The sequence below is a fragment of the Sphingomonas aerophila genome, assembly GCF_014199305.1.
Classification (GTDB): domain Bacteria; phylum Pseudomonadota; class Alphaproteobacteria; order Sphingomonadales; family Sphingomonadaceae; genus Sphingomonas; species Sphingomonas aerophila.
This window is the reverse complement of sequence record NZ_JACIJK010000012.1, coordinates 73,301-91,251: the sequence shown is the minus strand read 5'-3', so window position 1 is coordinate 91,251 and position 17,951 is coordinate 73,301. Positions and strand designations below refer to the sequence as shown.

At 64.9% G+C, this 17,951-nt stretch carries 16 protein-coding genes; 8 read left to right on the top strand and 8 right to left on the bottom strand.

Annotated features, from left to right (window positions below; translation table 11 throughout):
- The first annotated feature begins 33 nt into the window (after positions 1 to 33).
- Positions 34 to 1,161, top strand: a complete 1,128-nt coding sequence (locus FHS94_RS16920) for an amidohydrolase family protein (protein ID WP_184060062.1) — start codon at positions 34 to 36, stop codon at positions 1,159 to 1,161.
- A 26-nt stretch (positions 1,162 to 1,187) separates the two neighbouring features.
- Here FHS94_RS16920 and agaR read toward each other — a convergent pair whose 3' ends face one another.
- A complete protein-coding gene (gene agaR / locus FHS94_RS16915) occupies positions 1,188 to 1,967 on the bottom strand; it encodes a transcriptional repressor AgaR (RefSeq protein ID WP_184060060.1) in 780 nt (259 codons plus the stop codon).
- 229 nt (positions 1,968 to 2,196) lie between these two features.
- Between agaR and FHS94_RS16910 the strand changes: the two genes are divergently transcribed.
- Positions 2,197 to 5,079, top strand: coding sequence for a TonB-dependent receptor (locus FHS94_RS16910; RefSeq protein ID WP_184060058.1), 2,883 nt, complete (start codon positions 2,197 to 2,199; stop codon positions 5,077 to 5,079).
- A gap of 90 nt (positions 5,080 to 5,169) precedes the next feature.
- Here the strand turns inward: FHS94_RS16910 and FHS94_RS16905 are convergent, their stop codons facing one another.
- From FHS94_RS16905 to FHS94_RS16890, 4 genes are read right to left on the bottom strand one after another with little or no spacing between them, the layout of a single operon-like run.
- Positions 5,170 to 6,294 carry an amidohydrolase family protein gene (locus FHS94_RS16905; RefSeq protein ID WP_184060056.1) on the bottom strand — a complete coding sequence of 375 codons (1,125 nt, stop codon included), beginning with the start codon at positions 6,292 to 6,294 and terminating at the stop codon, positions 5,170 to 5,172.
- A 23-nt stretch (positions 6,295 to 6,317) separates the two neighbouring features.
- Positions 6,318 to 7,877 carry a hypothetical protein gene (locus tag FHS94_RS16900; protein ID WP_184060054.1) on the bottom strand — a complete coding sequence of 520 codons (1,560 nt, stop codon included), beginning with the start codon at positions 7,875 to 7,877 and terminating at the stop codon, positions 6,318 to 6,320.
- A gap of 19 nt (positions 7,878 to 7,896) precedes the next feature.
- Positions 7,897 to 9,354 (bottom strand): flavin monoamine oxidase family protein, encoded by a 1,458-nt coding sequence (locus FHS94_RS16895; protein ID WP_184060052.1) that lies wholly within the window; start codon positions 9,352 to 9,354, stop codon positions 7,897 to 7,899.
- Between the two features lie 22 nt (positions 9,355 to 9,376).
- Positions 9,377 to 10,111, bottom strand: a complete 735-nt coding sequence (locus tag FHS94_RS16890; protein ID WP_184060050.1) for a c-type cytochrome — start codon at positions 10,109 to 10,111, stop codon at positions 9,377 to 9,379.
- Between the two features lie 1,017 nt (positions 10,112 to 11,128).
- Here FHS94_RS16890 and FHS94_RS16885 point away from each other — a divergent pair.
- From FHS94_RS16885 to FHS94_RS16865, 5 genes are all read left to right on the top strand, one after another.
- Positions 11,129 to 12,241: a Shedu anti-phage system protein SduA domain-containing protein gene (locus tag FHS94_RS16885; RefSeq protein WP_221234839.1), complete on the top strand. Its 1,113-nt coding sequence runs from the start codon at positions 11,129 to 11,131 to the stop codon at positions 12,239 to 12,241.
- Positions 12,242 to 12,385: 144 nt separating this feature from the next.
- Positions 12,386 to 13,513, top strand: coding sequence for a TIGR02391 family protein (locus FHS94_RS16880; protein ID WP_184060046.1), 1,128 nt, complete (start codon positions 12,386 to 12,388; stop codon positions 13,511 to 13,513).
- A gap of 359 nt (positions 13,514 to 13,872) precedes the next feature.
- Entirely contained in the window at positions 13,873 to 14,385 is a 513-nt protein-coding gene (locus FHS94_RS16875; RefSeq protein ID WP_184060044.1) for a DUF3489 domain-containing protein, read from the top strand.
- Positions 14,385 to 14,798: a DUF2924 domain-containing protein gene (locus FHS94_RS16870; RefSeq protein ID WP_184060042.1), complete on the top strand. Its 414-nt coding sequence runs from the start codon at positions 14,385 to 14,387 to the stop codon at positions 14,796 to 14,798. Before FHS94_RS16875 ends, FHS94_RS16870 begins: the two co-directional genes overlap by 1 nt.
- Positions 14,795 to 16,489 carry a recombinase family protein gene (locus FHS94_RS16865; protein WP_184060040.1) on the top strand — a complete coding sequence of 565 codons (1,695 nt, stop codon included), beginning with the start codon at positions 14,795 to 14,797 and terminating at the stop codon, positions 16,487 to 16,489. Before FHS94_RS16870 ends, FHS94_RS16865 begins: the two co-directional genes overlap by 4 nt.
- 23 nt (positions 16,490 to 16,512) lie before the next feature.
- Here FHS94_RS16865 and FHS94_RS16860 read toward each other — a convergent pair whose 3' ends face one another.
- The 3 genes from FHS94_RS16860 to FHS94_RS16850 all read right to left on the bottom strand — a co-directional run bounded on the left by FHS94_RS16860 (position 16,513) and on the right by FHS94_RS16850 (position 17,269).
- Positions 16,513 to 16,743: a hypothetical protein gene (locus tag FHS94_RS16860; protein WP_184060037.1), complete on the bottom strand. Its 231-nt coding sequence runs from the start codon at positions 16,741 to 16,743 to the stop codon at positions 16,513 to 16,515.
- Between the two features lie 50 nt (positions 16,744 to 16,793).
- Positions 16,794 to 16,988, bottom strand: coding sequence for a hypothetical protein (locus FHS94_RS16855; RefSeq protein WP_184060035.1), 195 nt, complete (start codon positions 16,986 to 16,988; stop codon positions 16,794 to 16,796).
- Positions 16,989 to 17,065: 77 nt separating this feature from the next.
- A complete protein-coding gene (locus FHS94_RS16850; RefSeq protein ID WP_184060033.1) occupies positions 17,066 to 17,269 on the bottom strand; it encodes a helix-turn-helix domain-containing protein in 204 nt (67 codons plus the stop codon).
- Positions 17,270 to 17,275: 6 nt separating this feature from the next.
- Between FHS94_RS16850 and FHS94_RS16845 the strand changes: the two genes are divergently transcribed.
- The gene (locus tag FHS94_RS16845; protein ID WP_184060031.1) at positions 17,276 to 17,917 is read left to right on the top strand and encodes a hypothetical protein; all 642 of its coding nucleotides are present in this window, start codon (positions 17,276 to 17,278) and stop codon (positions 17,915 to 17,917) included.
- The last annotated feature ends 34 nt before the right edge of the window (positions 17,918 to 17,951 follow it).

The following is a 17,951-nucleotide window of genomic DNA, read 5'->3' as shown; positions in this document are numbered from 1 at the left end:
GCAGCGCGTTTTGTTTCGTTTGAGGAGCTGAGGATGCCAAATAGGTCTGCGTGGCTCGCCCTGGTTTCGGCCTGCGCCCTGACGGTGGGCGCCGCCCCCGCCCCGTCGCCGGCCACCTATAGCGAGCAGGATTTTGATCGGCTGCCGAAGTTCGACGCGCACTTTCATGCCAATCGCTACGACCCCGGCGCGCTCGCCACCGCGCGCCGCGACCGGTTCGAGCTCCTGTCGATCAACGTCGATTATCCCGACTTCCCGCCGTTGCCGGAACAGGCAGCCATCGCCGAGCGGATGCGTGGCGATGACTCGATCCACTTCCAGTTCACCACCGCCTTTTCGATGGATGGTTTCGGTACCCCCGGTTGGTCCGAGCGCACAATCCGGACGATCGACGCAGCAGTCGCCAAGGGCGCGGTGGCGGTGAAGGTGTGGAAGAACATCGGCATGATCGCCAGCGACTCCGCGGGCAAGCGCGTCTTCCTAGACGATCCCCGCTTCGACCCGGTCATGAAGCATTTGGAGGAGCGCGGCATTCCGCTGATCGCCCACCAGGGCGAGCCCAAGAACTGCTGGCTGCCGCTCGATCAGATGACGACCGACAACGATCGGGAGTATTTCAGGGAACACCCCGAATACTACATGTATCTCCACCCCAACGAGCCGAGCTATGAGCAGCTAATGTCGGCGCGCGATCGTTTCGTGGCGCGGCATCCCAGGCTCGCGTTCGACGGCGCGCATATGGCCAGCCTCGAGTGGAGCGTCGACGAGCTCGCCCGCTTCTTTGATCGTTATCCCAATGCGGTGGTCGACCTCGCTGCGCGGCTCTCAAATCTGCAGGTCCAGTCGAACGCTGACCTGCCCAAGGTGCGTGCCTTCTTTATCAAGTACCAGGATCGGATCATGTACGGCACCGACCTGACCGACAGCCCGCCAGACCCGCATGCGCGAGCGCAGAACCCGCCGGCGACCGACGACTTTCCAGGGCAGGAAGACCGCGTCTGGCGCGCTGACTGGCGCTACCTCGCCACCCCGCTCAGCCAGCATGTCGATGCGATCAATGCGGATGCGAAGGGGCTGGGACTGCCGCGCGAGGTGATCAACAAGATCTACTGGGCCAACGCCCACCGCTTCTTCCGACTGACCCCGCCGTCAAAGGTGTAGGCAGGCGCCTACCGCCTCGGCGCCCGTCACGCGCTGTGAATGCGAAAATTGAGCCGCTCGCCGGCGACACGGATCGCCTCGGGCGGCTCGCCGTCAGTGACGAGTTCGTCGATGTCAGCGACGCTCATGATGCGGTGCAGGCAGACCCGACCGAACTTGGACTGATCGGTCACCGCGATCACCTGCGCGGCGGCCTGCACCATGCGGCGGTTGAGCATCGCCTCCGGCTCATAATGCGTCGTCACGCCGCGCTCGACGTCGAGCCCGTCGACTCCCAGAAACAGCTTGTCGACATGGAGGTCGTCGAACGCGCCCACCGTCTGGGCCCCATACAGCGCGCGGTTGCGCCGCCGCAGCGTGCCGCCGAGCAGCACCAGCGTGATCCGTTCCTTGTCGGCTAGGACGGAGGCGACCTCCAGGTCGTTGGTCAGAACGGTGATCGTCTCGTCGTCGGGCAGATGATGTGCGATCTGCAGTGTCGTGGTGCCAGAGTCGAGCACGATCGAGTCCCCCGGCGCTACCATGGCCGCTGCCATCCGACCGATCCGAGCTTTCTCGGCCGAGTTGATCGCGTTCTTGGCCTCGAGCGGCGGCTCGATCGCGAAGCTCACCGCATCGGACGCGATTGCACCGCCGTAGGAGCGCTCGGCGACGCCGCGCTTGGCTAGAAAATGGAGGTCCTTGCGAATCGTCTGCATCGACACGCCGAACCGCTCGGCGAGCGGCGCAACCTGCACGCTGCCGCGCTCGCGCACTAACGCGCTGATCTGCTGCCTACGTTCACTGGTGTCTCGAATGGCCGGCACGGCACTGCTCCCTTTGGTCAACTGGTAACAGCGCGCCCGCCGATCGACAACATAACCGATTTCTTTCGTTTCTTTCCGTTTGACACTGCGCCTTACCGCTAGTTACAGAAACGCAATAAAGCGAGCGGACAGAGCTCGTGAGGGTAGCGGATACAGCGGAGGAGCGACGAGGATGATTGGTGTCGGACATTGGCGCCGTGGCATCCGGGCGGGCGTCAGCCTGGCCGCAATGCTGATCGCATCGCAGGCCGCGGCTCAAACCGCCCCAGACCAGACCGCATCGGGCCAGTCGACGACCGGAACCGCCCCGTCGCAGGCGGAGCCGTCGTCGACCGCGCCGTCGCAGAACCAGCAACCCTATCCTGGCACTCCCGTCCAGTCCGGCCCCGGTCAGTCGGGCGACCCCGCCGACGTCGCGGGAGACGGCACCGGCCAGCAGGACGTCGTCGTTCGTGGCGTTCGCGGCAGCCTGCTGCGCTCGATCAACACCAAGCGCGATGCGGGAACGATCGTGGACGCGATCTCGGCGGAAGAGCTGGGCAAGTTTCCCAATCGCAACGTCGCGGAGGCGCTGGCGAACATCCCGGGCGTGACGGTTGGCCGTGACGGGCGCGGCGAGGGCCGCAACGTCACCATCCGCGGTCTCGGCGAGGACTTTGCGCTGACGACGCTTAACGGCCGCATCCTGCCGACCGACAGCGCCGGCCGAGCCTTCGCCTTCGACGTCCTGCCGTCCGAGGTGATCTCGGGCGCTGAGGTGCAGAAAGCGGTTCAATCGTCGCAGCTCGAGGGCAGTATCGGCGGCGGCATCGATCTGCGCACCGCGCGTCCGTTCGACCATCGCGGCTTCCACGCCGCGGGCTCGATAGAGGGTCAATACAACCAGTTCGCCAAGAAGGGCGGCTTCAAGGCGTCGGGCGTCGCCAGCACCACCTTCGCCAATGACACGATGGGCATCCTGATCTCGGGCACCTACAACAAATACAAGTTCCGCACCGACAATCTCGGCGAGTATTCGGCGACCGACACGTTCGACCTGGCGACCGTCGACGGCCAGCGCACGGTGGTGGCGGCGCCCGACGGCGGCGGGGTCATCGTCCCCTACTTCTACAGCGTCGGCTATGTGGTTGGCGAACGCCAGCGCTGGGGCGGTTCGGCTGCCTACCAGTGGAAGCCGTCCGATCGTTTCGAGTTCCGGCTCGACGGCCTATACAGCAACTACACCGACCTCGAGCAGAACCACCGCGTCTCGGTCGGCCTGACCCCGCTCGACGACGACGGCAACGTCCGCTGGGACCTGAACAGCGTCAAGGTCGACAGCAACAAGGTCGCCACCAACTACACCGTCAATAACGCGACGATCGACGTGCTCGGCACCGATGAGCCGCGCCGGTCGATCACCTATCAGGTCGGCGGCCACATCGACTGGAACCCAGTCGACCCGTTCAAGGTCGCGGCCGACGTCTACTACGGCAAAGCCACCAACGATACCGGCGGCCAGAACCGCTTCGTCGTCGCCGGCGTCCCCGGCTCGCGCGCGGTCGTCGCTACCCGCGAGGGCGGCATCCCGGACCTGCTGCTGACCATTCCCAACGCTGACGGCACGATCGGCACTCGGACATTGGAGCAGGCCGGCAACGACGACCTGCGCGCCCACTACATCGGCATTCAGGGCGAGAACATCTCCGACCGCACCCAAGGCGCGAAGCTCGACCTGGAATACGAAGTCGACAACGGGACTCTGAAGTCGCTCTCGTTCGGCGGCGCCTATACCGACCGCCGCAAGCAGGTCGACGCGATCGACAACCAGTACACGACCGCGCAGAACTTCGGCGGCTACCCGTTCGCCTTCTCGGCGATCGGCGCCAACGTGGTTCAACCGCCGGAAGTGACCGGGATCCTGCCCAAACTGTCGGGCGATTTTACGCGCAACATCCCGATCTTCGACATCGACACGTACCTGTCGTCGCTCAGCAAGGCGGAGAACAACCCCAACGTCCTCAATCCGAACACCGGCTTGCCCTATCCCACCGGCTACGCCACCCAGCAGATCGTGCCCGACCTGCTGGCGTCTTACCTTATTAAGGAGAAGACCTGGAACGGCTACTTCCAATTTAACCTGGAGGGGAAGCGCTGGCGCGGCGACATCGGCGGCCGGTTCGTCAGCACCAAGGTGGACTCGCTCGGTTACGGCACCACCGTGCGCAGCTACGTGGTAGTTGGAGTCGGCACCGCCAACGTCGTGCTCAATCCGATCGCGCCGATCACCGGCGGCGGCGACTATACCCGGCTGCTGCCCTCGGCCAATTTCGCCTACGATCTCGCCGACGGCCTGAAGCTGCGCCTCGCCGCCTCGCAGGCGATCTCGCGCCCGACCTTCGGGCAGCTCTCCTCAGCGGTCGACTACTCGGCGGCGCAGTCGAACACTCCCGTCGTCACCGACGCGGGCAACCCGAACCTCAAGCCCGTCTCGGCGGACCAGGCCGACATCTCGCTCGAATACATCCCCAACAACCGGCTCGCGATCACGGCCGCCGCCTTCTACAAGCATCTCACCAACTTCGTGACCACGCAGGCGGTGCCTTTCGTGCTCGTGCCCACCAATCAGGTGGCGGGCGCCCCGACCAGCTTCCAGTTCACTGAGGTGAAGTACGTCAACGGCGACAGCGCCAAGGTGTACGGCGTCGAGGTGGGCGGCCAGTATTTCCTAGACAACGGCCTCGGCGTCCAGGCGAACGCGACCTACAATCACTCGACCCAAACGCTGGGTGGCGCGTCGGCCGGCAGCCTGGCCGGCGCGGTTCCCTTCTCCGCCAACGCCAAGATCTTCTACGAGAAGCACGGCATCAACGCATCCGTATCATACCAATTCCAGTCGCGCTTCGAGGTCGGCCCGGCGCTGTACATCAACACGCTGCGGGACAAGCAGGACCCGTATCATGAGCTGGCGGCGAGCGTGGCGTACGACATCCTGCCGCAGCTCACCGTCTACGTGCAGGGCTCGAACCTGCTCGACTCGGCGGTGAAGCGCTTCGCCACCTACCGCAACGTGCCGTCCTTCTACGAATATACCGGCCGCGCCTTCTTCTTCGGCTTGCGCGCCCGCATGTAGTGATCGGCCGGAAACGTCACTTCGTGGCGGCGCCGGACCTGCTCGCTTCGGATCTCGGCAAGGGCCCGCTTGATGCGGGCCCTTCGTCGTTCAGCTCGCCGTTCGGCCGTCCAGGCGAAAGATGCGGCGGGCATTCGCGTAATAGATCTTGTCTATCACTGCCCTGGGCAGCGCCAGCCCGCGCGCATCGGCATTGATCGCGTCGACGTGCTGGCTGAGCGGCGTCGCGAGATAACGCCAGTCGGACCGCCAGAACGTCTCCGCTTCCTGCCGGAACTCCGCTGCGGCCGCAGCGCCCGGTGCCGGCGCGCCCGGCGCCGGCGGGCTGATCTTCAGGTCGGTGCCGTAGAGCAGGCGGTCCTGGTACTTGATCATGAAGCCGCGCACCTTGCGGTAATCGACGTTTGACTGGACCTGCAGATTGGACAGCCGGGCAGCAAGGTCGACGTTCGCGTTGGGATAGCGATCAAGGAACTGCGCGAGCCGGTCGACGCTCCATTCGAGGCTCGCCATGTGCGCGCCGACGAAGGTCAGGTGCGGGTGCCGCGCGACGAAGCTGTCGCGGGCCGCCATCAGCGTTTCGTAGGCGGGCTCGTCGGGATGCAGGTACATGTAATAGCGCGGGTGCTCGCGGAAGTAGCTCCGGTCGTTCTCCGTCGTCATCTGGTCGAGCGGCAGCCAGCAATCCTTGGGCTCGCCCTGATGCGCGATCAGGACCAGGCCGCGCTCCTCGATGTGGCGCATCACGCCGTCGAACCGCGGGTCGTCGAGAAAGATACGCTTGCCCGCCTGGTCCCGCGCGACCATGCCGATGTTCTTCCACACCTTCACGCCGACCACGCCGTGCGCGACTGCGTCGTCGATCGCGCGTTTGGTCCGCTCGGTCCAGCCCGGCGTGCCGAAACCCTGCATCGAGAAGGCGGTGGCGAAGTGGAAACGCGCCGGGTCGCGGGCGAGCAGCTTGTACGCGGCCGCGACCTCCAGCGAGAGCGGCGGGCCGTCGGGATAGTCGACGGCGATCGACAGCAGTTCGAAGCCGTCGCGCCGAGCGACCGAGAGGAAACGATCGTCGGCGACGAAGTCGTGGACGTGCGCGTCGAGCTTGCGGACCCGCGCGAAATCCGTCTCGCTGTAGGTTGCGACGGGCACGGGCGGCGGCGCGGCGCCGAGCATTGCCCATGCCGCGGCGGTCGGGAAGAGCTTTCGCACGCGCATGGCAGGTCTCCGGGTGAGTGGCGTCAGGTCGGCAGGTTCTGCTTGAGCGTCAATGAGCCGTCCGGGCTGAGTGGTTGCTGGCACGCCCAGCGCACCGGTCGCCGCACGCCCTTGATCTCGATCTCCGCGCGCAGCCTGAGCCCCGCCCAGTCGCGCTTGCCCGGCCACGCGAGCATCGCCTGGCGAATCCCGGTCGGCTTGGGATAACCGGGGTCGACGCTGCCGCTCGCCAGAACGGTACCGGCCGGGTCGGCGACGGTCAGCCGCAGCACGCCCGGCACTCCGGCGACGCCATCATTGGCGAGCCCGACGACGATGCCGCTGCTGCCGTCGCGCTCAAACGACCAGATGAAGGCGGGGTAGACCCGATAGCCTATACGCCGCGCGATGCGGTCGATCGGTTCGGGAAACTTCTCGTAATAGCTGAGCACATTGGCGGCCGCTTCGTCGTGCCAGTTCCACACCGACCAATAGTTCGCGCCGACCGCCAGCACATGGGCGACGATCTGCTCGTTCAGAGTCACGCCGTCGACCACCTTCGTCCGGTCCGGACTGCCCCTGGTCATGCCGACCTCGCTCAGCGCCGCGGTCCAGGCCGGGCGGTTGCTCAATGCCTCGATCTGGGTATTTTCGATGAAGATGGTGTCGCTGCGGATCCAATTGCCGCTGCGCACCGTGCGGTCGAGCATCTCGGCATTGCCGACGCGATTGAAGTCGGGCTGCGTGTTGGTGACGAGCGGCGTCTTGGTCCAGTGCCGCAGCTGCACCTCGAGCATCCGCATCATGGTCGCGCGGGCGACGGTGTCGGAGGGGAAGACGTTTCCTTCGAATGGCCAATGATGTCCTTCGCCCCAGAAGCCGTACATCATCGTGTCCATGTATTCGATGTCAGGGCTGCCGTTCAGCTGCTCGGCCAACAGCGCGTTAAGCTCCTCGAACGCCACTTGATATGCAGGCGCGTCGTAGCGCGGCATCGCGTGCTTCTTGCGGTGGCGGATCTCGCGGCGGTCGCCGGGCCAGCTGCCATTGAGCGGGACGTAGGGGACCTTCTCCATCAGGAACGCAGGCATGCCCGGCGCCGCGACGTCCGGGTTCTCGAGCATGATGCGGAACCCCACTCGCTTGCCCTGCCGGCGCGCGGCCTCGACCGCGATGTGCCACCAGTCTGGCAGATCGAGCCGGCCGGCCCGCGACTGCACCTCGTGCCAGTTCGGCCGCAGGTAGATCGTTTGGGTGAAGGGCAGCGCGACGATGTCGCCGATCGAGCGCTCGAGCGATTGGCCCGGCAGTCGCGGCGGGCCAGTGTCGCCGGACACATAGGCGGTCAGCCCCATTCCGTAGTTGGGCACGATGTCGCGCGACGGCGAGGTCGCCATGACGACGCTCCCCCCCGGCGCGTTGGCATCCGCGCCGTAGTTGGTGAACGGCCCCTGGTAGAGCCGATCGGGCACAGGCAGAACGCCGCCGAAATCGTGCCCCTCCCAGCCATGCTCCAGGATCTGCGCGGGCGCGACATCGGCATACCCGCCCGCCGCGGCAACCCCCGCTGCGGCGCTCGCGCGCAGCATCTCGCGCCGGTTCATCGCCGCTCCTCCCCTTGCATCATGTGGCGACGATCTCCTGCGCGACCCGTGCGGCGGAGCGCACGCACGACTCCATCCCGCGGCTCAGCGGGTCGGCATAGGTGCCCGCGAAGTAGAGGCGGCCATTCGGCTTCATGATCTCCGGCCAGAAGCGGTGCAGTTCGCCTACCGGCAGCGCTTCCATCTCGCAGGTCGGCGCGAGCGTGTCCTTGGTCCAATCAAAGGTCAGCGCCTGGACGATGGTGTCCTTCTTCCCCGGATAGACCTCTCGGAAGGCGGCGAGCACGCGTTGCGGCGACACGCCACCGGGTCCGAACGCCTTCAGCAAGACTCGTGTCGAGCCCACTGTCTCGGGCAGCACCCAAATCGACTGTATGTCCGGATGCTCGAACTCCATGGACAGATTGGCGAGGCCGTCGTCGAGCCAGAACTTCGTCTCCGCCTCGAAGACGAAGAACGGGTGCGAGCTGAAGCTGAGATTGTCGACGACGTACTGCTTGGCTGGCGAGAGCGAAGGCGTCACAACAATGCGGCGGAACACCGGCAGCGAGATGCAGTTGACCAGGTAGTCCGCCCTCATCGTCTCCGGCGTGTCACTGCCGTAGGCGGTGTAGCTGACCGTCACGCCGTTCGTGTCGTGGTCGATCGCGGTGATTGGGTGATTGAGCTTCAGCCGGGCGCCCAGGCGCGCGGCGAAGGCCTTCGGCATCGCCTCGTTGCCACCCGCGAGGTGAAAGGTCTTGCCTTCCGACAGCGGGATGCCGCGCGCCTTCATGACGGCGAACCGCCAGACGCTGTAGAGCGCGTTGACGTGCTCCCCGCCAAGATACTTGCGCGTGAACTGGGACGCACCCTGGCGCGCGTAGAGCGTGTCGAGATCGATCGTGTCGAGATCGTCCATGCCATTGCCGAACGGCTGGCTCGGGTCGCGGAAGCGCGAGATGTGATCGGCGAGAAAGAGCGAGGGCAGCTCGTGCCAAGGGTTCTCCGCCAAGAACGCCACCTCGCGCGGGTTGCAGCCGAGGGCCGCCAGCACCGCCGGATCGGCGAGCATTGCCTCGGTGTGGAACTTGCCGCCGATCATCCGAAGTCGACCGTTGTTGGCCGGCAGCGGCGAACCTTCCGCGCCTGGATAGGCGATCAGCGGCAGCTTGAACGCGTCGACGTAGCGCATGAACTGCTCGTAGCCAGGGCGCGTGATGTGGTCGGCGCCGTAATCGGCGTACATCCCGTCCGATAGCCCGTCGCGGCCGGTATAGACGTGCCCACCATAGCGGCCGGACGCCTCCAATACGGTGACGTCGATCCCGTGCTGCATCAGCTCGTAGGCGCAGCACAGCCCGGTGATCCCGGCACCGGCGACGATCACAGACCGTCTGCCTGCGCGCGGCGGCAGCGTCTGTGCGCCGGCTCCGGTCGCCGCGACCAGCGAGGCGCCCAGCCCTGCGATCGTTTTCAGGAGAGTGCGTCGCTGCATCACGGCTCCAGGCAAGGGCTGATCACGGGTGCGCAGCGCCCGTGACGATGATCCGATCGGCTCCAGCGCCAGTGCGGCGCGTGTCGCCTGCCTTGAGCGGCCCGGCGTAGAAGGCGGTGGCGACAATGCCTGCCCGCGGCCCCGGCCGGCCCACCGGGATCATGCGAAAATTGCCGGTTGTGCCAACGCCATACTGGACCGCGGCATCGTTACCATGGCTGATGATCCATTCCGCGACCGCTCGGGCCTGTGCCGCGGAGACATCCGGGTGTGGCGGCATCGCGCTCGCACCCCAGACGCCGCTGCTGCCCCGAACGATGTTGGCCGCGATCGCGGCGGCGGCGCCCGACTTGCCCGCATAACGCGCGCCGATCGCGGCATAGGACGGGCCGGCTCCCCGCGCATTGAAGTCGTGGCAGCCAGCGCAATTGGACTGACTGATAGTGACCAACGCGTCGGGAAGCTCGTGGCCGAGCTGCGCCGCGACCGCGACGTCAGGCACGTAGCGGGCCTCGAGAACGACAGCGTTGGGTTCAAGCTCGCCAAATTTGGTCGACTTGCCATCGTACACCGCGGCGATGCTGTAGGCGACCTGGCTATGCCACGGTCGGCTGGCGCCGCTGACCGGGCTTATAAAATTGATTTCGAGAAGCGGTCCCGCCGCCACCGCGTACTCTACGTCAGTAGCCGCGAGAACGACGGCTCCGGCGATCGCCAGCACCGACAAGCCCCCTGGTGCGTGCTTCCACACCTGCATTAATCTCTCCCGCAGGACTGGGCCGCTTAGCGCTGCGTCAGCCTTGGTCTGGAGGTTTAACCGAAAGACAGCGCATTTCAATATAGACGTGAAAACTTTATAACGAACGATAGCGCGAGATAACGCAACTTTTCTGGTACTGAATTATAACTTTTTGGTCCTAACGCCTGTTCACCTTTCGTCGGCACGGAAAATCCGCTGCGACATCGGCTGGCTTGTTTTCTGCTGGTTCAGCGGGTGGCTGGTGCGCTTTGCTGTGGGGCCTGCTCGGGATGGCTTCCTGCATCGTCACGTAGAGCGGGGTCACGATCTGGCTCGCCGCGAAAGAGGTTGCGCTGTCCCGCGATCGTAACGGCTATGAGCTGCCGTCGCCCGGAGACAGCCGCTTACCCTCGCCGGCGTTACCCTGATCGTGATAACGGTTCCCGGCATCGTCGAAGTGATTTCAGGTCCTGGCTAAGTGCAACGGCGCTGGTGCTCGCCATCAAGGGCGCGTGGCGGGACGATGGGTGAGGCCGGCGTGCGTCGGCTAAGAGGGTGATTGGGCGGTGCCTTGTTGCTGCATACTGCAGTATTTCCGCTCGGGCGTGGCTTGGTGATCAAGCTACTGCTGCGGCTCTCTCGCGCCGGTCTCTTCAGGTTTGAGATAGGCGCGGCGGACCGCCTGAAGTAAACTGACACTGGTTCTGAACGGTCGCGACCTGGCACTTTTAGAAGGTTCGATTTTTGCCTTTCTACTCTTCGCGAACGGCACCTTGCGACATGAAGGAAAAGCAACAATTGAGCACAGCCGCAAGCACGATGACTAACGACAAGTGGTCGGTATCCGACCGGCAGCTTGCGGCAGCTCAGACCCATACCCGGTCGTTCACGGTACTCAGACGGATTGCCAACTGTCGCCCGTTGTTAAGGCCGACCTGACACGCACGCCTCGAGCGACAGCCTTTCACGCATCAGATCTCGCGGTCCAAGCGTTTCCATCTTTGCACCGCTTACCACCTGCTATCTATTTGGGCGATGATCGATCCAGAGCATGAGCGGGACAACTCCGTGCCTACCATCATCCACTCCACACGTCCGGACCCATCGCTCCATCCGGAACTGCCGCAGGTGAACAGCATCGTGCTCAGCGAGGGCCCGAGGGTCCGACGCGAGCTGGTCCACTATCCTGTCCACAGTCGAAATACCGGGGAGTTCAAGACCAACCAGATCACCTTCCGCTCGCGGAAGAACGTGGGTGGTAACTGGCAGAACGAACCCGCGAAGTCGTTCACGCTCGATGGCGACGATCAGATCCGAATGGCGGTGCGCTTTATCTCGACTGCTTGCACCGGGAGCATACCCGACCTCGCCGGCGATTTCTTGATGGTGCCCGCCGCGCGCGGGTTTGACGCAGGGGAGATCCAGGCAGCGCTCGACGAACTCGGGGCATCCGGTCAGACGGACGTCCTCGCCGGCCTGCTGCGCCGGGTGGCGCGCGAGCGGGGTGCAGCGGTCGAGCTGTTCAAGCGCGTTATCGCAGACCCCGATGCGTTCGCGGCCGCAGCGGCGACCTTGAATCTCGCCCGGTACAGCCAGGAGCTGAAGCGAATGGAGGCGCTGATCGACGCCGACGCTAGGGAGCAGGACTTCCAGACGCTGCTCGGGCAAAATCCATGGATGTTCGGCTCAGAGTACAGCGAGCACTTGGCGGATGAGCGGCGCCTCACGCGCGACACGCAGCAGGACTTCCTGCTTCGCCGAACGACGGACGGCTACGTCGAAGTTATCGAGATAAAGACGCCGCTGACCGGCGTCGGCCTCTTCCGCTTCGACAAGTCGCGCAAGGCCCACTTCGCCGGACAGGATCTGTCAGCGGCCGTTGGGCAGGTCTCAAGGTACATCGAGGAACTCGAAGCCGACCGGTTGGCGATCAAGGCACGGGACGGCATCGACACGTTGAAGATCCGAGCCAAGATCATCATCGGCCGGGACCTCGATGAGGAGCAGCAGGTCGCCCTTCGCCGCTTCAACGGCCATCTCCACCGAATCGAGGTCATCACCTTCGACCAGCTGGTCTCGGTCGCCCGCCGCGTGACCGAGCACCTGCGATCCGTCGTCTCGCATCAGCGCGCGGCCAATGGCCTGTGAGCGGCGGAGGGCAGACCGGGGCGGTATGGCTGGTGGATCCGTTCGACGACCACTGACCCAGGAGAGGCGCCGCCCCGTCGAAGCAGGCGAGATGCTGTGCTGAACGCCGGTTACCATCGCGGCGTCGTTCATTAGGACAGGCCTATGGCACGGATCAGTCAGTCGGACCTGCGGATCGTGGAGGACGCGCTGGGTAGCGCGTCCGGCTACGTCGCGGACTTCACCAACGCCACCTTCAGCAGCTTCTTCGCGAAGGAAGTGGGCGCTGCGATATATGGCCATGCGTACGCCAAGTACGGCACCAGCAAGGGCAAGCGGCTTCGCGCCTTCCTCGAAGAGGCGGACGATGCCATCGCCCTAAAGGCCCTACGCGCTCTCCGAGCCTACGTCGCATCGACGGGTTGGAGGCCCGACGGGCAGTCACCCGAGGAGCACAAGGTAACCGGCGAGAGGTTCGATGAACTGATCGAACGCTTCAGCCGACCACGGGAGAGCGGCCTCGGCCAGCAGGACCCGCTGGCCTGGCTGGTGCGCGTCCAGAGGAAGCTGCGTGAGATCCAGCAGATCGCGTTCAAGGCGTACGACGACTCGAACGATACCGAGACCAAGGACGTCCCGGACGGAATCAAGCAGGCGCTTTCAGCCCATTACGCGGTGTTGAAGGAGCAGCTACCGCCCGACTTCCCGCCGAGCGCAATCGGGGACATGGGTCGCCACATACATTTCTCCGATCACGCCGATATGCGCAGCATCGCAGGGTGGGACGTCCCGGACCTGATGGCCAAGGCGGAGAAATACGCGCTCGAAGCCAAAGCAGCAGAGATCGACGACGATCCGCGCGACGTCCTAAACCTCATCGACGAGATGTTCCGCTCGTCCGTCGAGCAGGAACTGAGCGCTACCGCGCCCGATTACCACATGCTCGTGCTGAAGTGCTGCCTGCTGCTCGGCAAGCGCTTCGCGGACAAGACGGGGCTGGAGGACGATCTCAGCTCGTACGGCAAGGCCTTCGGGCCGAAGTCACCCATGCTCTTAGTGCCAGTCGACCTCAAGACCGCGACGCGGCAGAGCCAGCAGCAGGGTGCCATGTTCCTGTTCCAGGGATACCGCTCGTTCCTCCGCAACACGCACGCGCATGACATTGCTGAGGGGGATCGGGACTTCTCACTCCAGGCGATCGTATTCCTGTCAATGCTCGCGGAAGTGCTCGCTGCGGCGACCGTCGTCGCGGAGACTGAGGAGCAGCCGGCCACCACAAGCGCGAGCAGCTGAAATTCCGTTAACCGAGCGCTGGCGGGCCAGAGCCGATAGAGACGCTAAGATGTTGAAGACCTCACGGCCGGCCAGAGTTTCTGAACGAGTGGCTGATTAGGAAGACTCGGCGGCACAAAGCGGACTGGCCGCTTTCCACCCAAAAAGCGCCCGCTCACGCGGTCAGCGACAGTTGAAATCTGACTGCAAGTTTCTGCTTCTCCGCTGCACATTCCATTCGACTTCCGTTCGCACCGGAGCGACAGCGTTGGCACACGAACGACGGGCGACGCGGTCGCCCCTGCCCCAGGTGACGCGCTCACCGGGGCTCTGGCCGGTGGGGCAGCAAGGTGCTGCTCCGAACCGGAGTTTTCAGCATCATGATCAAGCTCACCGACACGCAAGCCATTCTGCTGGCCGCGGCGTCCCAGCGCCCTGACGGCAGCCTGGTGCCGATACATGCCAGCATCAAGCCAGGTGGCGGCGCCGCCAAAGCCATCGCCAACCTCCTTCGGGACAAGCTGGCCGAGGAACGGGAAACGACCAACGAGGTCGCGGTGCGCCGCGTCGACGGGGACATCCGGTACGGCGTTTTCATCACGGATGCTGGGCTCACCGCGATCGGCATCACGGGTGACGGCGACCAGGCGGGCGCCGGAACTGTACAGCTTCCCGAGATCGTCGATGTAGAGAAAGCGCCCACCAAGATCGCGACCGTGCTGGCGCTGCTGGATCGTGCGGAGGGCTCGCCAATGGCCACTCTGACCGAAGCCACCGGTTGGCTACCGCACACGATCCGGGCCGCGATGACGGGCCTGCGCAAGAAGGGGCACCCGGTCCAGCGGATCAAGCGCGATGGCATGACCTGCTACCGGCTGTTTGGTGCCAAGTGATGGATGCGGCAGCTAGCATCACCGAGCTCGATGAGCTGGGCTCAGCCGACCTGCGCCAGCGCTGGCACGCGCTGGTCGGGACCCCTGCCCCCAAGGTCAGCCCCAAGATGCTGCGCCTCGCACTCGCCTGGGAGGGTCAGGCGCGCGCGGCGGGCGGGCTCGCCCGCGCCACGACCCAAACGCTTGACCAGCTTGGCCGCGGCCAGACGCGAACACAGGCGGCGACCGCGGGCATGCGTTTGGTGCGCGAGTGGGGCGGCCGCGTCCATGTTGTCACCGTCGGCGAGGACCAGATCATCCGCTGGGACAATCGCGAATGGCGTTCACTGTCGGAGGTCGCCCGCGCGATCACGGGCACACGCTGGTCGGGACCGGCGTTCTTTGGGCTCAAGAAGAAGGCTGCAGCAGCATGAAGACGGTCCGCTGCGCCATCTACACCCGCAAGTCGTCAGACGAGGGACTGGAGCAAAGCTTCAACAGCCTCGATGCTCAGCGCGAGGCGTGTGCCGCGTACATCCTCAGCCAGGCAAGTGAGGGCTGGACGGCACTGCCCGAGGTCTACGACGATGGCGGGCTCTCGGGCGGCACGCTGGAGCGCCCTGCCCTGCAGCGCCTGCTCGCCGAGGTAGCCGCGGGCCGGGTCGACATCATCGTCGTCTACAAGGTCGACCGGCTGACCCGCTCGCTGTTTGACTTTGCCAAGCTGGTCGAGACCTTCGATGCCGCGGGCACCAGCTTCGTCTCGGTGACCCAGTCGTTCAACACGACCACCAGCATGGGGCGGCTGACGCTCAACATGCTGCTGAGCTTTGCGCAGTTCGAGCGCGAGGTCACCGCCGAGCGCATTCGAGACAAGATTGCAGCGTCCAAAGCGAGGGGCATGTGGATGGGGGGCACCCCGCCGCTCGGCTATGCGCCTGATGACCGCAGCCTGGTGATTGTCGACGAGCAGGCAGCGCTCATTCGACACCTGTTCGCGCGCTATCTTGTGCTCGGCAGTGTGCGTCTGCTCGAGGAAGAGCTGGCCAGCACCGGCATTACTGTTCCCAAGCGCGTGACCATTGGCGGTAAGCCGCTCGGCGGTGGCGCGTTCACGCGGGGGCAGCTCTATCAGGTTCTCAAGAACGTCACCTACACCGGCAAGATTGGCCACAAGGACAATGTCTACCCAGGCCTCCATGCAGCAATCGTCGATGACGTGACCTTCGCCGCGGTGCAGACCAAGCTGGCCGACCACCTCCAGGGTCATCGCAGCAAAGCGGGCGTTGCAGAGAGCAGCCCACTCGCTGGCAAGATCGTCGACGCCGATGGCGAGCCGCTGGTCGCCACCCATTCCAGCAAGCCTGTCGTGGGCGGCGGCGACGGAGGCAAGGTCAGACACCGCTACTATGTCAGCCGCGCCCTGCAGCAAGCGACGTCCGACACGGGGCTGAGGGTTCCAGCCCGTGAGATTGAGGCGCTGGTCGCCGAGCGCGTGCAGCAGCTGCTCCGTCAGCCGCTGGAGCTCGCCGCGGCCGCTTCATTCGACGTAGATGTTCACCAGGTTGCGGACCTTCATGCCCGCTGCGCGGAGCTGGCGGTGCAGGTCACTGAACGTCGCTCTCTGGCCCTCGCCGCCCTTGTCGGAACGGTAACGGTCGGCACTGGTGCTGTAACAGTCGCCTGCAACACCGCTGCACTCGCGGCTGCACTGGGCTTGGCCTGCCAGACAGGCGCGCCCGCCACCATCGAGGTCAGCTGCACGGCAAGGCTGACCCGCTCGGGCCGGGCGCTGCGGCTGGTGCAGGACAATGGCGCGCTCCCCCAAGCGGTGCCGGACCGCTCGCTGGTGCGCCTGCTGGTCCAGGCACGCCGCTGGTGGGGGGTGCTGCGCCAAGGCGAGATCAGCACGAGCGACCTCGCCGCGCGCGAAGGCGTAACAGCATCCTATCTCACCCGAGTGGTGCGCCTCGCCTTTCTCGCGCCTGCAGTGATCGAGGCAATCCTGGCGGGTCGGCAGCGCGCGGGAGTGACGGTGGCAAGCCTGACGCTTGAGGGCACCCTCTCGCCAGACTGGCAGGCGCAGGCAGACATGCTCCTTCCGGCTAAGCGGCGGGCAGGCTGACGCGCGCCGCGCGTCCCCGCCGGTCAGTCTTTCTCGACAAGCGAGTGGGACAGCCGCAACTCGTCGAGCAGCTTCTCGATGACTGCGTTCTCACGCCCGGTGCCATGCGGCTCGATGGACCAGTTGATGTCAGGGTGCGTAGCGCGGTCACGTACCCGGACCGGGCCGACTGCCAGGCGCCATCGCCGCGCGGAGCCGCCTTGCTTGCGCACCAGCGTTGCCACGATCAGGTCTTGTAGCTCGCTTGCTCGCACGGCGGTCGCCTCTGGCAAAGCGCGCGAGCACTGGCAAGAGAAGCGCTCCACTAGCTCGACAAGCGCTCGCGACGCTCGATCACCTCGACGGCGGTGGCAATGGTAAGCAGACTGCTGGCGGTCTCGCGCAGCAAACCGACCAATACCGCTGAAACCTCGGTTTGCAGAATCAGGCGCGCAGACGCGTCCTCCATCAGCATGCCCGCGCTCGTCAGCAGCGTTCTGACCTTCTCTCTATCGTTCATGCGGCATTCGCCTCCTCGGCGACGACGAAGCCTCGACCTTGGCCGGAAGTCGACCCGCAGCTTTTCAGGCCGCTAGTTCAGGCGAGCAGGTCGCTCGCGGTTACCGCAAAGGGCACGGCAAGCTTTTCGACCACGCTGATCGTCGGGTTGCGCGCGCCCCGCTCGATGTCGCTGACATAGGTCCGATGAATGCCGGCACGGTCGGCATACTCCTCCTGGCTCCAGCCATGCTCGCCCCGAAGGCGGCGCAGATTGGCGGCAAGGCGTGAGCGGACATCCACGCCGGCATGAAGACCGCCCTGTCGACGTTCGATCTACAGACGATCAGTGACATTCCGGTTGATTTCCCAACGGCTTCGAGCATGAGCGGTGTCATTGATTGTCGACAAGGACGATCAGACGGGGGGAAGTCTTACGTGATGCAAAACAATCAGATGTCAGAAAATACACACCCGAATGGCGGCACTCAGCCCTTCCTGTCAGCCCCGATGGTCGCCGCGCCGGAGCACCGATCGCCTGCTCGCTGGAGCTTTGGCCGCCGTCTCCTCGCTGCTGTCGGCGTCATTGTCATCGGCTTCGTGCTCCTGGGCATCTACGGCATGTTGCATCCCAACCTCGAATATGAGGCCGCTCGCGAGGCAGAGGCGGCAGTTGCCTTGCAATTGCGAGATGCTGGAGCGGCCGAGTATCGCAACGTAAATGTCTATCACCTTCAGAGCGGTAAGTTGCTGGTATGTGGCGAGGTAAACGCTACCAATGCCTTTGGCGGACTAGCCGGCTTCACTCGGTTCATCAGTCCGGGAGGCGGCACTGCCCTTATTGAGGTCGTGGAGAACGATCGAGTGACCTTCGATGACCTTTGGGCCACCTGGGGCTGCACAGGCTCGAAAGGAGACCTCGTCGCAAGTGACGTCACCATTTTTGGATAAGATGAACTGAGACGGCCCAGGCGATGTGCGTCTT